Annotated in this window: 14 protein-coding genes; 9 read left to right on the plus strand and 5 right to left on the minus strand. The window is 68.1% G+C overall.

What is annotated here, in order from left to right; all coding sequences use genetic code 11:
* Genes FDA38_RS14945 through FDA38_RS14955 form a run of 3 tightly spaced genes read right to left on the minus strand, consistent with a single transcriptional unit; the run spans position 1 to position 2,490 of the window.
* The gene (locus FDA38_RS14945) at positions 1-1,176 is read right to left on the minus strand and encodes an acyl-CoA dehydrogenase family protein (protein WP_137254631.1); all 1,176 of its coding nucleotides are present in this window, start codon (positions 1,174-1,176) and stop codon (positions 1-3) included.
* Positions 1,177-1,193: 17 nt separating this feature from the next.
* Complete coding sequence (locus FDA38_RS14950) at positions 1,194-1,769, minus strand: DUF1707 SHOCT-like domain-containing protein (protein WP_137254632.1); 576 nt, start codon at positions 1,767-1,769, stop codon at positions 1,194-1,196.
* 19 nt (positions 1,770-1,788) lie between these two features.
* On the minus strand, positions 1,789-2,490 hold the full coding sequence (locus FDA38_RS14955; RefSeq protein ID WP_137254633.1) for a type 1 glutamine amidotransferase: 702 nt from the start codon (positions 2,488-2,490) through the stop codon (positions 1,789-1,791).
* A 78-nt stretch (positions 2,491-2,568) separates the two neighbouring features.
* Here FDA38_RS14955 and FDA38_RS14960 point away from each other — a divergent pair, with 78 nt between their 5' ends.
* The 5 genes from FDA38_RS14960 to FDA38_RS14980 are packed head-to-tail and all read left to right on the plus strand — an operon-like array spanning position 2,569 to position 7,676.
* A complete protein-coding gene (locus tag FDA38_RS14960) occupies positions 2,569-3,402 on the plus strand; it encodes an FHA domain-containing protein (RefSeq protein ID WP_137254634.1) in 834 nt (277 codons plus the stop codon).
* 22 nt (positions 3,403-3,424) lie between these two features.
* The gene (dxr, locus tag FDA38_RS14965; RefSeq protein WP_137254635.1) at positions 3,425-4,639 is read left to right on the plus strand and encodes a 1-deoxy-D-xylulose-5-phosphate reductoisomerase; all 1,215 of its coding nucleotides are present in this window, start codon (positions 3,425-3,427) and stop codon (positions 4,637-4,639) included.
* The gene (locus FDA38_RS14970) at positions 4,636-5,943 is read left to right on the plus strand and encodes a M50 family metallopeptidase (RefSeq protein ID WP_137254636.1); all 1,308 of its coding nucleotides are present in this window, start codon (positions 4,636-4,638) and stop codon (positions 5,941-5,943) included. Before dxr ends, FDA38_RS14970 begins: the two co-directional genes overlap by 4 nt.
* A 25-nt stretch (positions 5,944-5,968) precedes the next feature.
* Positions 5,969-7,120: a flavodoxin-dependent (E)-4-hydroxy-3-methylbut-2-enyl-diphosphate synthase gene (gene ispG, locus FDA38_RS14975; protein ID WP_137254637.1), complete on the plus strand. Its 1,152-nt coding sequence runs from the start codon at positions 5,969-5,971 to the stop codon at positions 7,118-7,120.
* Between the two features lie 7 nt (positions 7,121-7,127).
* Entirely contained in the window at positions 7,128-7,676 is a 549-nt protein-coding gene (locus FDA38_RS14980; protein ID WP_137254638.1) for a nucleosidase, read from the plus strand.
* Here FDA38_RS14980 and FDA38_RS14985 read toward each other — a convergent pair.
* On the minus strand, positions 7,657-8,163 hold the full coding sequence (locus tag FDA38_RS14985; protein ID WP_137254639.1) for an NUDIX domain-containing protein: 507 nt from the start codon (positions 8,161-8,163) through the stop codon (positions 7,657-7,659). The two genes, FDA38_RS14980 and FDA38_RS14985, sit on opposite strands and share 20 nt — an antisense overlap.
* A gap of 54 nt (positions 8,164-8,217) precedes the next feature.
* On the opposite strand from FDA38_RS14985, the gene FDA38_RS14990 reads away from it, so the two are divergent.
* From FDA38_RS14990 to trxA, 4 genes are read left to right on the plus strand one after another with little or no spacing between them, the layout of a single operon-like run.
* Complete coding sequence (locus tag FDA38_RS14990) at positions 8,218-8,994, plus strand: cyclase family protein (RefSeq protein ID WP_137254640.1); 777 nt, start codon at positions 8,218-8,220, stop codon at positions 8,992-8,994.
* Complete coding sequence (locus FDA38_RS14995; protein ID WP_137254641.1) at positions 8,991-10,607, plus strand: thiamine pyrophosphate-binding protein; 1,617 nt, start codon at positions 8,991-8,993, stop codon at positions 10,605-10,607. Before FDA38_RS14990 ends, FDA38_RS14995 begins: the two co-directional genes overlap by 4 nt.
* Before the next feature lie 52 nt (positions 10,608-10,659).
* Positions 10,660-11,028: a MerR family transcriptional regulator gene (locus FDA38_RS15000; protein WP_137254642.1), complete on the plus strand. Its 369-nt coding sequence runs from the start codon at positions 10,660-10,662 to the stop codon at positions 11,026-11,028.
* On the plus strand, positions 11,025-11,360 hold the full coding sequence (trxA, locus tag FDA38_RS15005; RefSeq protein ID WP_137254643.1) for a thioredoxin: 336 nt from the start codon (positions 11,025-11,027) through the stop codon (positions 11,358-11,360). Before FDA38_RS15000 ends, trxA begins: the two co-directional genes overlap by 4 nt.
* On the opposite strand, the gene FDA38_RS15010 is transcribed toward trxA, so the two are convergent.
* Positions 11,357-11,725: a VOC family protein gene (locus FDA38_RS15010; protein ID WP_137254644.1), complete on the minus strand. Its 369-nt coding sequence runs from the start codon at positions 11,723-11,725 to the stop codon at positions 11,357-11,359. The two genes, trxA and FDA38_RS15010, sit on opposite strands and share 4 nt — an antisense overlap.
* Between the last annotated feature and the right edge of the window lie 2 nt (positions 11,726-11,727).

The following is an 11,727-nucleotide window of genomic DNA, read 5'->3' on the forward strand; positions in this document are numbered from 1 at the left end:
CTAACGGAACGCGGACTGCCCGGTCAGCGCCTGGCCGATGACGAGCTGGTGCACCTCGGAGGTGCCTTCGTAGGTGAGGACCGACTCGAGATTGTTGGCGTGCCGCATGATCGGGTACTCGCCGCTGATGCCGTTCGCCGCCAGGATCGTGCGGCACTCGCGGGCGATCGCGATCGCCTCGCGGACGTTGTTCAGTTTGCCGACCGACACCTGCTCGGGGCGGAGCGTGCCCTTCTCCTTCAGCCGGCCGAGGTGTACGGCGAGCAGGACGCCCTTGTTCAGCTCGACCGCCATGTCGGCGAGCTTGGCCTGGGTCAGCTGGTACGCCGTGAGCGGCTTGTCGAAGACGATCCGCTCACCGGCGTACGCGATCGCGGTCTCGAGGCAGTCGCGGGCCGCGCCCATCGCGCCGAAGATGATGCCGAACCGGGCCTCGTTCAGGCAGCCGAGCGGGCCGGACAAACCGCGTGCCTCGGGCAACATTGCGCTGGCCGGGAGGCGTACGTCCTCGAGCACCAGCTCGGAGGTGACCGATGCCCGCAGCGACATCTTCTGCTTGATCTCCGGCGCCGAGAAGCCGGGCGTCGAGGTCGGTACGACGAAGCCGCGGACGCCGTCGTCGGTCCGGGCCCAGACCACCGCGACGTCGGCGACCGAACCGTTGGTGATCCACATCTTCGAGCCGTTCAGCACCCAGTCGTCCGTGTCACTGGAACCGTCGCGGCGGGCGTTGGTGCGCATGCCGGCCGGGTTCGAGCCGAAGTCGGGCTCGGTCAGCCCGAAGCACCCGATCGCCTCACCGGCGGACATCCGGGGCAGCCACTCCTCCTTCTGCTCGTCGCTGCCGTACTTCCAGATCGCGTACATCGCCAGCGATCCCTGCACAGACACCAATGACCGCATCCCCGAGTCCGCTGCCTCGATCTCCAGGCAGGCGAGGCCATAAGCCACCGGGCCCAGCCCAGCACACCCGTACCCGGTCAGGTGCATCCCGAGAAACCCGAGCGCCCCCAGTTCCTTCGCCAACTCCCGCGCCGGAATCGAAGCCGCCTCGAACCACTCCGGCAACGCCGGCCGCAACCGCTCATCCGCAAACCGCCGAGCAGCCGCCCGAACATCAACCTCCTCCTCACTCAGAAGAGAGTCGACATCCACGAGATCCAGAGAAGCGGTCATACCCGAACGCTAATCGATCACTTGCGGTACCAGGGCCACCACCAGTGGCGTTTGCGGGGGTGGCGGACTATGACGCTGGCGTGGTGGGCTCGGCCGGTGACGTGGAGGCGGACTCCGCCGGGGCGGGGGGCTACGGCCTTGTTCTTTGCGCTGCTGTGGTTTGCCTCGACCTGGTCGATGTCGACGCTCCAGCCTTCGGGGATGACCATGACCACCGAGCTGTGGATGGCCTGTGCATCGACGTGGATGTCGGCCCAGTGGACCACCGCGTCGGTGAAGTCGAGTTTGACCGAGGAGTGTTCCGCAATCGCGGTCAGCCGCTCGGGCACGACCCACGCGCCCTCACGCTTCTGTGCGCTGTGCCTCGCGCGGAGGGTGAGCTCCTGGGTGCTGCCGTGGGCGACCGGCATCAGGTCGGCGGTCGCGTTGCGCAGTTCGAGCTGGGTCTTCGCCGTGTAGATCTGGGTCAGCCGCTCGTCCAGTTCCTCGAAGTCCAGCCGTCCGTCTGTATGTGCTTCCTGGACCACGGCTGCGGCACGCTCACGGTCGTTGTCGGATGCCCGGTGACCGGGCGGCGGCTGCTCCAGACTCATGCGACCAAAGGTAGCGCCGCTACCGGTCCGAGCAGAACGACAAGAACGTCCCGACAACCGCCGACCACGTCTTGTCCAGCTCCTCCGCGTACCGCTCGGCATCCATGAGCACGGCAGCCGGGTCGAACCCCATCGACCGCAGCTTGTCCGGGCTCCACCGCCGTACCCGGTCTGCTGCGACCTCCGGGTGGAACTGCACGCCCCAGCTCCGGTCGCCGACGCGCAGCATCTGGTTCGGGCACCGCTCGCTGGACATCAGCAGTACGGCGTCCTCCGGCAGCCGGGTGATCTGGTCCTGGTGACTCTCGACCGCCCGCACCGTCGACGGCAGATCGGTGAGCAGCGGATCGTCTGCGGCAGCAGGCAGGACTGTCAGCGACGTCACACCCTTCTCCGGCAGCCCGTACTTCCCCTGCACCTCGCCGCCGAACGTGTGCGCCAGCAACTGCCCGCCCAAGCAGATCCCGAGCACCGGCACCTTGCCGTGCGCATCACGCAGCAGCTCACGCTCCGCCGGCAACCACGGCGCACGGTCGTCCTCGTCGGGCAGCAGCCCGCCGCCGAGCATGATCAGCCCCGCATGACCGTCCACGCTCGTGGGAACCGGCTCACCGTCCCAGGCCCGGACGACGACGGGAGTGATTCCACGGTCATCGAGCCAGCCGAGCAACTTGCCCGGGCCGCTGTCCTGGTCGTTCTCGATCATCAGCAGGGTCGTCACCGGGCCACGGTACGCGGCACACCGGACACCGCCGTACCGGAGTCGTGATTCCTGGATACTGATGCACTGGGGGTGCAGATGGAGCCGATCAGTGGATTCGTGCGCGCCGTGGTGGGGGACGTTGCCTTCATCTTCGGCAAGGGCATGGTGAACGCGTACCTGCTGGCCCGCCGCAACGGAGTGTCGAGGCCGCAGCTCGACCTCCTCGTGCGGTCACACGGTCAGTACGTGCCGCTCGCCATCCCCACCGGCACCGTGCCCGCTGTCGACCGCCTGGTCGGACTCGACGAGGTCCGTCCGGCGCCGCTGGTGACCGTCGAGTTCACCCCGGGCGACACCGGAGCCGAGGCGCACCTCACTGCCAACAATCCGGTCCTCATCACGATCACCGACGTCAGCCACCGCGAGTACGACGCTGTAGTACTGACGACTTCGCTCGGCTCAGCGGCGTACGCACAACTGCCACCGGGGTACTACCACGTCTCCGCTGTCGTCATCGACGAGTACGGCGAGCTCCTGCATGGGTACGGCGCTCAGCACAACCTGCACGTCGACAAGGGCGACGACCTGATCGTCTCGCTGTCGATCCGCACCGCCGGGGTCGGCGAGATCGCGACTGCCCTCGAGACCGGACCGCAGCCGGTGCTCGTGGGGCAGGAGGGTGACGTCGTACCACTGCTCGACCTGGTCCGGATCGGACGCGCACCGGACTGCGATGTGATCATCGACCGGCAGGAGATCAGCCGGCACCATGCGGAGCTGCTGCGGATCGACGCGAACAGTTACGAGCTGCGGGACCTCGGCTCCACCAACGGGACCTCGGTGAACGGCGTACGGATCGAGACCTCGATGGTCGGCGACGGAGACGAGATCCGGCTCGGCGCGCTGCCGTTCCGCTTGTACCTCGGCTGAGTGCACCTGGAAGAATGGCGTCGTGAACTCACGCAGCGTCGTCATCCTCGGCTCGACCGGCTCGATCGGTACTACGGCGCTCGAGCTCATCAGCCGGAACCGGGAGCGCTTCCGCGTGCTCGCGCTGTCCGGCGGCGGCCACAACGTCGGGTTGCTCGCGCAGCAGGCGCTCGAGTTCGACGTCGAGGTCGTGGCGGTCGCGAAGGCCACGGTCGCGCAGGACCTGCAGCTGGCGTTCTACGCCGAGGCGCAGCGGAAAGGGTATGCGCAGGGCGAGTTCCGGATCCCGAAGATCATCACCGGGCCGGATGCCTCCAGCGAGCTGGCCGCGATGCCGTGTGACGTGGTTCTCAACGGCATCAACGGATCGGTCGGCCTGCACGCGACGCTGGCCGCGCTGGACGCCGGGAACACGCTGGCCCTGGCCAATAAGGAGTCCCTGGTGATCGGCGGGCCGATCGTCACCCGGCGGGCCAAGCCGGGCCAGATCGTCGCGGTCGACTCCGAACACAGCGCGATCGCCCAGTGCCTGCGCGGCGGTACGCCGAACGAGGTCCGCAAGCTCATCCTGACCGCCAGCGGCGGCCCGTTCCTCGGCCGTCCCCGCAGCGAGCTCGCGGACGTCACGGTCGAGCAGGCCCTCAACCACCCGAACTTCGCGATGGGCCCGGTCGTCACGATCAACTCGGCCACGCTGGTCAACAAGGGTCTGGAGCTGATCGAGGCGCATCTGCTCTTCGGCATCCCGATGGACCGGATCGACGTCGTGATCCACCGGCAGCAGGCGATCCACTCGATGGTCGAGTTCTTCGACGGCGCCACGATCGCGCAGGTCGGCGTACCGACGATGACCGTGCCGATCGGGCTCGCGCTCGGCTGGCCTGACCGGATAGCGGACGCATCGCCGCCGTGGAACTTCGCCGAGGCGAGCATCTGGACGTTCCAGCCGGTCGACGACGCCGAGTTCCCGTCGGTCGGCCTGGCCCGCGAGGCGGGCACCCGGGGCGGTACGGCGCCGGCCGTGTTCAACGCTGCGAACGAGGTGTGCGTGGAGGCGTTCCGGGCCGGTCGGCTGCCGTTCACCGGGATCGTCGACACAGTCGCCCGGGTGGTGACCGAACACGACGTACCCTCGTATGTGGAACTGTCCGTCGACGACGTGCTCGCCGCGGACGCGTGGGCCCGAAAGCGGGCTCGTGAGATCACCGGCGGCGTACAGGAGAACCAGAAGGCATGACTGTGCTTCTCACCACTCTCGGCATCGTGCTGTTCGTTGTCGGGGTGCTGATCTCGGTGGCGCTGCATGAGATGGGCCACATGCTCCCGGCGAAGGCCTTCGGGATGAAGGTCACGCAGTTCTTCGTCGGCTTCGGCCGTACCGTCTGGTCGACCAAACGCGGCGAGACGGAGTACGGCATCAAGGCGATCCCGGCCGGCGGGTTCGTCCGGATCATCGGGATGCTGCCGCCGGGCAAGGGGCAGGACCCGACCAAGATCCGCAAGGCCAACACCGGCCCGATCCAGTCGATGGTCGAGAACGCGCGCTCCGCGGAGTACGAGACGATCTCGCCCGAGGACGACGGCCGGCTCTTCTACCAGAAGGTGTGGTGGAAGAAGCTGATCGTGATGGCGTCCGGGCCGCTGGTGAACGTGGTGATCGCGTTCGTGCTGTTCGGCGGGCTGTACATGCTCTACGGGACGCCGGTCGCGCAGACGACGGTCTCCACCGTCACGGACTGCGTGATCCCGGCCTCGCAGGCGACTGCGGACCGGAAGTGCACCGACACCGACAAGGTATCGCCGGCCAAGGACGCCGGCTTCCAGGTCGGCGACAAGATCGTGTCGTTCAACGGCACGCAGATCACGACCTGGGACCAGCTCACCCCGCTGATCCGCGCGAACACCGACAAGCCGGCCGTGATCGTTGTCGAGCGCAACGGTGCGCAGAAGACCCTGCAGACCAACACGATCCTGAACCAGGTCCAGGAGAGCGCCACCTCCGACAAGCTCGTCTCGGTCGGCTTCCTCGGGATCTCGCCGACCGAGCAGGTGGAGCGGCAGAGCTTCGGCTTCGTCGTCGACCAGATGGGCAAGCTGACCGTCAGCACCGTGCAGGCGCTCGGCAAGTTCCCGGAGAAGCTGGTCGGGGTCGCCAAGTCGATCGTCGGCGGTCAGCGCGACCAGGACAGCCCGATGAGTGTCGTCGGCGCCAGCCGGGTCGCGGGTGAGGTCGCCTCCAGCGATCTCGGCGTCGGCCAGAAGATCGCCACCGGGATCCTGCTGCTCGCCTCGCTGAACCTGTTCCTTGCCCTGTTCAACTTCATCCCGCTGCTGCCGCTGGACGGCGGCCACATGATCGGCGCGATCTGGGAAGGTATCCGGCGCGGCTTCGCCAAGCTGTTCCGCCGGCCCGACCCCGGGTACGTCGACGTGGCCAAGCTGCTCCCGATCGCGTACGTCGCGGCCAGTGCGATCGTGGTGATGGGCGTGCTGCTCGTCATCGCCGACATCGTGAACCCGATCAAGCTCTTCAACGGCTGACCCTCACCCCAATGGTTAAGGACTCATGAGCATCAACCTGGGCATGCCCGCGCTGCCGCCACCGACCCTCGCGCCGCGCCGCAAGACCCGTCAGATCAAGGTCGGCAGCGTGCTGGTCGGCGGCGACGCGCCGATCTCCGTGCAGTCGATGACCACCACGCCGACCAACGACGTCAACAAGACGCTGCAGCAGATCGCCGAGCTGACCGCGGCGGGCTGCGACATCGTCCGGGTCGCCTGCCCGCGGCAGGAGGACGCCGACGCGCTCGCGGAGATCGCGAAGCACTCGCAGATCCCGGTGATCGCCGACATCCACTTCCAGCCGAGCTACGTGTTCGCCGCGATCGAGGCCGGGTGCGCCGCGGTCCGGGTGAACCCGGGGAACATCCGCAGGTTCGACGACCAGGTCAAGGAGATCGCCCAGGCGGCGAAGGACCACGGTACGTCGCTGCGCATCGGCGTGAACGCGGGTTCGCTGGACAAGCGGCTGCTGGAGAAGTACGGCAAGGCGACGCCCGAGGCGCTGGTCGAGTCGGCCGTCTGGGAGGCGTCGCTGTTCGAGGAGCACGACTTCCACGACTTCAAGATCTCGGTCAAGCACAACGACCCGGTCGTGATGGTGCAGGCCTACGAGCAGTTGGCCGAGCGGGGCGACTGGCCCCTGCACCTCGGCGTGACCGAGGCCGGCCCGGCGTTCCAGGGCACGATCAAGTCGTCGGTCGCCTTCGGCGCGCTGCTGTCGAAGGGCATCGGTGACACGATCCGGGTGTCGCTGTCCGCGCCGCCGGTCGAGGAGGTCAAGGTCGGCCTGCAGATCCTGCAGTCGCTGAACCTGCGTGAGCGCAAGCTCGAGATCGTCTCCTGCCCGTCCTGCGGCCGCGCCCAGGTGGACGTCTACACCCTCGCCGAGCAGGTCACTGCCGGCCTCGAGGGTATGGAGGTCCCGCTCCGCGTCGCGGTCATGGGCTGCGTCGTCAACGGCCCCGGCGAAGCCCGCGAAGCCGACCTCGGTGTCGCCTCCGGCAACGGCAAGGGCCAGATCTTCGTCAAGGGCGAGGTCATCAAGACCGTCCCGGAATCCGCCATCGTAGAAACCCTGATCGAAGAAGCCATGCGCATCGCCGAAACCATGGAGACCACCGGCGACGCCGGCGAACCCACCGTCACCGTCAGCTGAGCCCGCGATGACCGACTACCTGGTGGTGAGTGCTGTCGCCGGGGAGGCTCGGTATGTTCCCGACGGGATTCCGGTGGTGATTACCGGGGTTGGGAAGACTGCTGCCGCGGTGGCGGTCAGCCGGGCCTTGGCGGGGCGGGGGACCGCAGAACTTGTCGTGCTCAACGTGGGGACGACGGGGGCCTTGCGGGACGGGTTGTCGGGGTTGTTTCTGCCGAGCACGGTGATCAATCACGATGTGAATGCGGATGCGATTCGGGCTATTGGGTTGGATCCGCAGGATGAGTTGGCGGTTGAGGGTGGGGACGGGACGGTGCTCGCGTCAGGGGATGTGTTTGTGACGGATCCCGTCGTGCGGCAGCGGCTGGCTGAGCGGGCGCATCTGGTGGACATGGAGGCGTACGGCGTCGTCTACGCCTGCCGCGAGTACGGCGTACCTGTGCGGGTCGTGAAGCATGTGTCGGACTCGGCGGACGAAGCCGCGTTGGACTGGCCGGCTCTGGTGGATGCGAGTGCGAAGGTGTTGGGGGAGTGGGTCAGCGAGTACGTGCGCTGAGCCACTCCAGTACGGCGGTCTCGCGCACCAGCCAGCGCATCACACCGACGCCGCTCTCCATCACGCGACGGTTGGCCGCCAGGGCCGCGTCGACAGTCACCCACTGCGGCGTGAGCTCCAGCTCGGCCTCGTAGCCCTCCAACTGCTGCTCGCCGACCGGCGTCCCGCCTGAGCAGTCGAAGTAGTACGACGTCATCCCGAAGACGTCGTACTCCGCATCGATCGCAGGCACCTCCTCGCGGGTCGTCACCAGCTCGGCTCCGACGACCACCGCGTCGTACCCGCACTCCTCGCGGAACTCTCGCTGGAGGGCAACAGCGAAGGATTCACCCGGCTCGACACCGCCGCCGGGGAACTTGTAATCACCGTGCCGGGACGCAAGCAGTAGCAACTCCGGGCCGCGGAACAGGACCCCGCGGACGGCGATGCGCTCGACCAACCGTCCACCAGGCGCGAGTTCCGGTGAGCGAAAGGTCGCGAGCAGCATGCGGTCTATGCTGACCTGGCCTCGGGTCACCCGCGTCACTTCGTGGAGGTTCGTATGTCGCTTCTGCCGGCACTCGTCGCAGCACTTGCCGATGGGTCGATCGAGGTGGTGGACCTGACGTCGCCGCTCTCCGCGTCGACGCCGGTGATCCAGCTGCCGCCGGAGTTCGGCCAGACGGCGCAGTTCGCACTCGAAGAGATCAGCAGGTACGACGATCGCGGCCCCGCCTGGTACTGGAACAACTTCACCAGCGGCGAGCACACCGGCACGCACTTCGACGCGCCGAACCACTGGATCACGGGCAAGGACCTCGCCGACATCGCCTCGGTCCCGGCGAACCGGCTGATCGCGCCGGCCGTCGTACTCGACTTCACCGCAGAGGTCGAGAAGAACCCCGACTTCCTGGTCGAGGTCGACCACCTCAAGGCCTGGGAGGCGGAGAACGTTCCGCTGCCCGCCGGCGGCTGGCTGTTCGTACGCACGGGGTGGGACGCTCGATCGCACTCGCAGGAGGCGTTCCTCAACGCCGATGAGAACGGACCGCACACGCCGGGCCTGTCGCCGGAGTGCGCGCGGTGGGTCGCGCAGGAGTCGCCTGTGCTCGGCATGGGCGTCGAGACGGTCGGCACCGACGCGGGCAAGGCGCACTCGTTCGATCCGCCGTTCCCGTGCCACTCCTACTTGATGGGCAGTGACAAGTACGGGCTGACGCAACTGCAGAACCTCGCCCAGCTCCCGCCGACCGGCGCCGTCATCATCGCCGGACCGCTGCCGATCGTCGGCGGCTCCGGCGCTCCCGCCCGGGTGCTCGCGCTGGTCGAACGCGGATGAACGTCGCGGATGCCGTCGGCCGCGCGTTGGCGGCCGCAGGTGTCCGCCAGGTGTTCGGAGTGGTCGGGTCGGGCAACTTCCACCTGACGAATTCGATGGTGGCCGGGGGCGCGCGGTTCGTCGCCGCGCGGCACGAGGGCGGCGCCGCCACGATGGCCGACGCGTACTCGCGGATGAGCGGGACGGTCGCCGCGCTCACGGTCCATCAGGGCTGCGGCCTCACGAACGCCATGACCGGGATCGCCGAGGCAGCGAAGAGCCGTACGCCGATGGTCGTGGTCGCAGCCGAGGTCCTCGAGCCGCGGTCGAACTTCTACGTCGACCAGGAGGCGCTGGCCCGCGCGGTCGGCGCGGTGCCGGCGCGGATCACCTCGGCAGAGACCGCGGTGGAGGAGGCACAGGCCGCGGTGGCGACCGCCGCAGGAGAACGACGAACGGTGCTGCTGAATGTCCCGCTTCCGGTACAGCCGTTGGAGCTTCCACCGCCCGCCGCGGCAGGCACCGCGGAGCGGCTGTTGCGGGATGCGGTTGTGCCGGATGACGCTGATGCCGGCGCGTTGGTCGAGCTGTTGCGGCGTGCGGAGCGGCCCGTCTTTGTCGCCGGCCGCGGGTCACGTGGACAGCGGCAGGTGCTTGAGGCGTTGGCGGAAAGATGCGGCGCGCTCCTGTCGACCTCCGCCGTTGCGCACGGTCTGTTCCACGGCAACCCGTGGTCGCTCGGGATATCCGGCGGCTTCGCCTCACCCCGTACCGCAGAGCTGATCCGCGCCGCCGACCTCATCGTCGGCTGGGGCTGCGCGCTGAACATGTGGACGATGCGCCACGGTCAGCTGATCGGACCCGACGCCACCGTGGTGCAGGTCGACGACGATGCATCCGCGCTCGGCGCCCATCGCGAGATCCACCTCGGAATCACCGGCGACGTCGGGCTCACCGCCGCGCTCGCGCTCGACGCCTTCGGCGAACAGCGCACGGGCTATCGCACCGCCGAGCTCGGAAGCGTGCGCTGGCGAGACGTCGAGTACGACGACACGAGTACGGCGGAACGGATCGACCCGCGGACATTGAGCATCGCGCTCGACGACCTCCTGCCGGCCGAACGTGTGCTCGCCGTCGACTCCGGCAACTTCATGGGCTACCCGAGCGCATACCTCGACGTACCGGACGAGAACGGCATGTGCTTCACCCAGGCGTTCCAGTCCATCGGGCTCGGCCTCGCCACCGCGATCGGCGCCGCGCTGGCCCAGCCGGACCGGCTGCCCGTCGCCGCGCTGGGCGATGGCGGAGCCCTGATGAGCGCCGCGGAACTGGACACGGTCAGACGGCTCGGCCTGCCGATGCTGGTGGTCGTCTACAACGACGACGCGTACGGCGCCGAGGTGCACCACTTCGCTCCCGGCGGGCATGCGCTGGACACGGTGACGTTCCCGCCGACGGATATCGGCGCGATCGCGCGCGGCTACGGCTTCGAGGCAGCGACCGTACGCACCGTCGGCGACCTCGCCGCGGTGAAGGACTGGCTCAACGGAGCGCGCTCGGCCCCGATGCTCGTGGACGCCAAAGTCGCGGACCAGCCGTCCTGGTGGCTCGAGGAAGCCTTCCGGGGTCACTAGGGTTGACCTTGACCCCAGGGGCAAGGTTTAGCGTCGGGGTGAAGGAGGCGGAATGCGGATCAGCGATCTGGCGGCCGAGGCCGGTGTGACGGTCAAGGCAGTGCGGTACTACGAGGCGCAGGGGCTGCTCAAACCCCGGCGCGAGGCGAACGGGTACCGCACGTACGACGCCGACGATGTGGTCGTGGTGCGTGAGGTGAAGGCGCTGCTCAGCCTCGGGCTGACGGCCGAGCAGACGTACCCGTTCATCGAGTGCCTGCGCGCCGGCAACGAACGCGCGGACGTCTGCCCGGCGTCGCTGACGGCGTACCGGACCCGGATCGCGGACGTGGACCGGCGGATCGCGGAACTCACCGATCTGCGGGCCCGGCTGACCGACCTCCTGACCGATGCCGAGAGCTGGAGGACGAAACAACTATGAGCGAACTGCGTACCGTCGACGAGGCCACCTTCGACGAGGTCGTACTGCGGTCGGAAAAGCCGGTACTCGTGGACTTCTGGGCCGAGTGGTGCCCGCCCTGCCACCAGATCGCCCCGGTCCTCGCCCAGATCGCCGCCGACCGCGCCGACCAGATGACCGTGGTCAAGCTGAACTCCGACGAGAACCCGTCCATCTCCGCCCGCTACCGCGTGATGGCACTACCGACCCTGATCCTCTTCCACCACGGCGAGATGATCTGGTCCGTCGTCGGCGCTCGCCCGAAGGCCCGCCTCCAGAAGGAACTGGACGACGCTCTCCTGACCGCGGTCTAGCTGGTGAACTTGTAGAGCTCGACCAGTACTCCGTGGGGTCCCGCGACGTACGCCGACGTCGTGCCCCAGTCGGTGTCGGTCGGCTCGAGGACGACGTTGCCGCCTCGGCGGCGGATCTCTTCGATGTCGGCGCGAACGTCGTCGCTGCTGAATTGAAGGAGGGTGCCGCCGAGGGGGCCGAAGTCGTCGATCATCGCGCCGGTGTGCAGGGCGATGGTCATCGCGCCGGCCTTCACCTCGGCGTACCCCTCACTGGCGGTGCCGGAGATCTCCAGGCCGAGGATGCCGGCGAAGAAGTCGGCCAGCTCCTGGTTCTTCTCGCGGGTGTCGGTGAGCAGACCGAGGTGGTCGAAGCGGAGGTTCATCG

Source organism: Kribbella jiaozuonensis (genome assembly GCF_005233875.1).
GTDB classification, from domain to species: domain Bacteria; phylum Actinomycetota; class Actinomycetes; order Propionibacteriales; family Kribbellaceae; genus Kribbella; species Kribbella jiaozuonensis.

Bases quoted from the DNA above. Each gene is read 5' to 3' on its own strand.
- FDA38_RS14945 (WP_137254631.1), bottom strand. From the start codon at position 1,176: ATGACCGCTTCTCTGGATCTCGTGGATGTCGACTCTCTTCTGAGTGAG.
- FDA38_RS14950 (WP_137254632.1), bottom strand. From the start codon at position 1,769: ATGAGTCTGGAGCAGCCGCCGCCCGGTCACCGGGCATCCGACAACGAC.
- FDA38_RS14960 (WP_137254634.1), top strand. From the start codon at position 2,569: ATGGAGCCGATCAGTGGATTCGTGCGCGCCGTGGTGGGGGACGTTGCC.
- FDA38_RS14970 (WP_137254636.1), top strand. From the start codon at position 4,636: ATGACTGTGCTTCTCACCACTCTCGGCATCGTGCTGTTCGTTGTCGGG.
- ispG (WP_137254637.1), top strand. From the start codon at position 5,969: ATGAGCATCAACCTGGGCATGCCCGCGCTGCCGCCACCGACCCTCGCG.
- FDA38_RS14980 (WP_137254638.1), top strand. From the start codon at position 7,128: ATGACCGACTACCTGGTGGTGAGTGCTGTCGCCGGGGAGGCTCGGTAT.
- FDA38_RS14985 (WP_137254639.1), bottom strand. From the start codon at position 8,163: ATGCTGCTCGCGACCTTTCGCTCACCGGAACTCGCGCCTGGTGGACGG.
- FDA38_RS14990 (WP_137254640.1), top strand. From the start codon at position 8,218: ATGTCGCTTCTGCCGGCACTCGTCGCAGCACTTGCCGATGGGTCGATC.
- FDA38_RS14995 (WP_137254641.1), top strand. From the start codon at position 8,991: ATGAACGTCGCGGATGCCGTCGGCCGCGCGTTGGCGGCCGCAGGTGTC.
- FDA38_RS15000 (WP_137254642.1), top strand. From the start codon at position 10,660: ATGCGGATCAGCGATCTGGCGGCCGAGGCCGGTGTGACGGTCAAGGCA.
- trxA (WP_137254643.1), top strand. From the start codon at position 11,025: ATGAGCGAACTGCGTACCGTCGACGAGGCCACCTTCGACGAGGTCGTA.
- FDA38_RS15010 (WP_137254644.1), bottom strand. From the start codon at position 11,725: ATGAACCTCCGCTTCGACCACCTCGGTCTGCTCACCGACACCCGCGAG.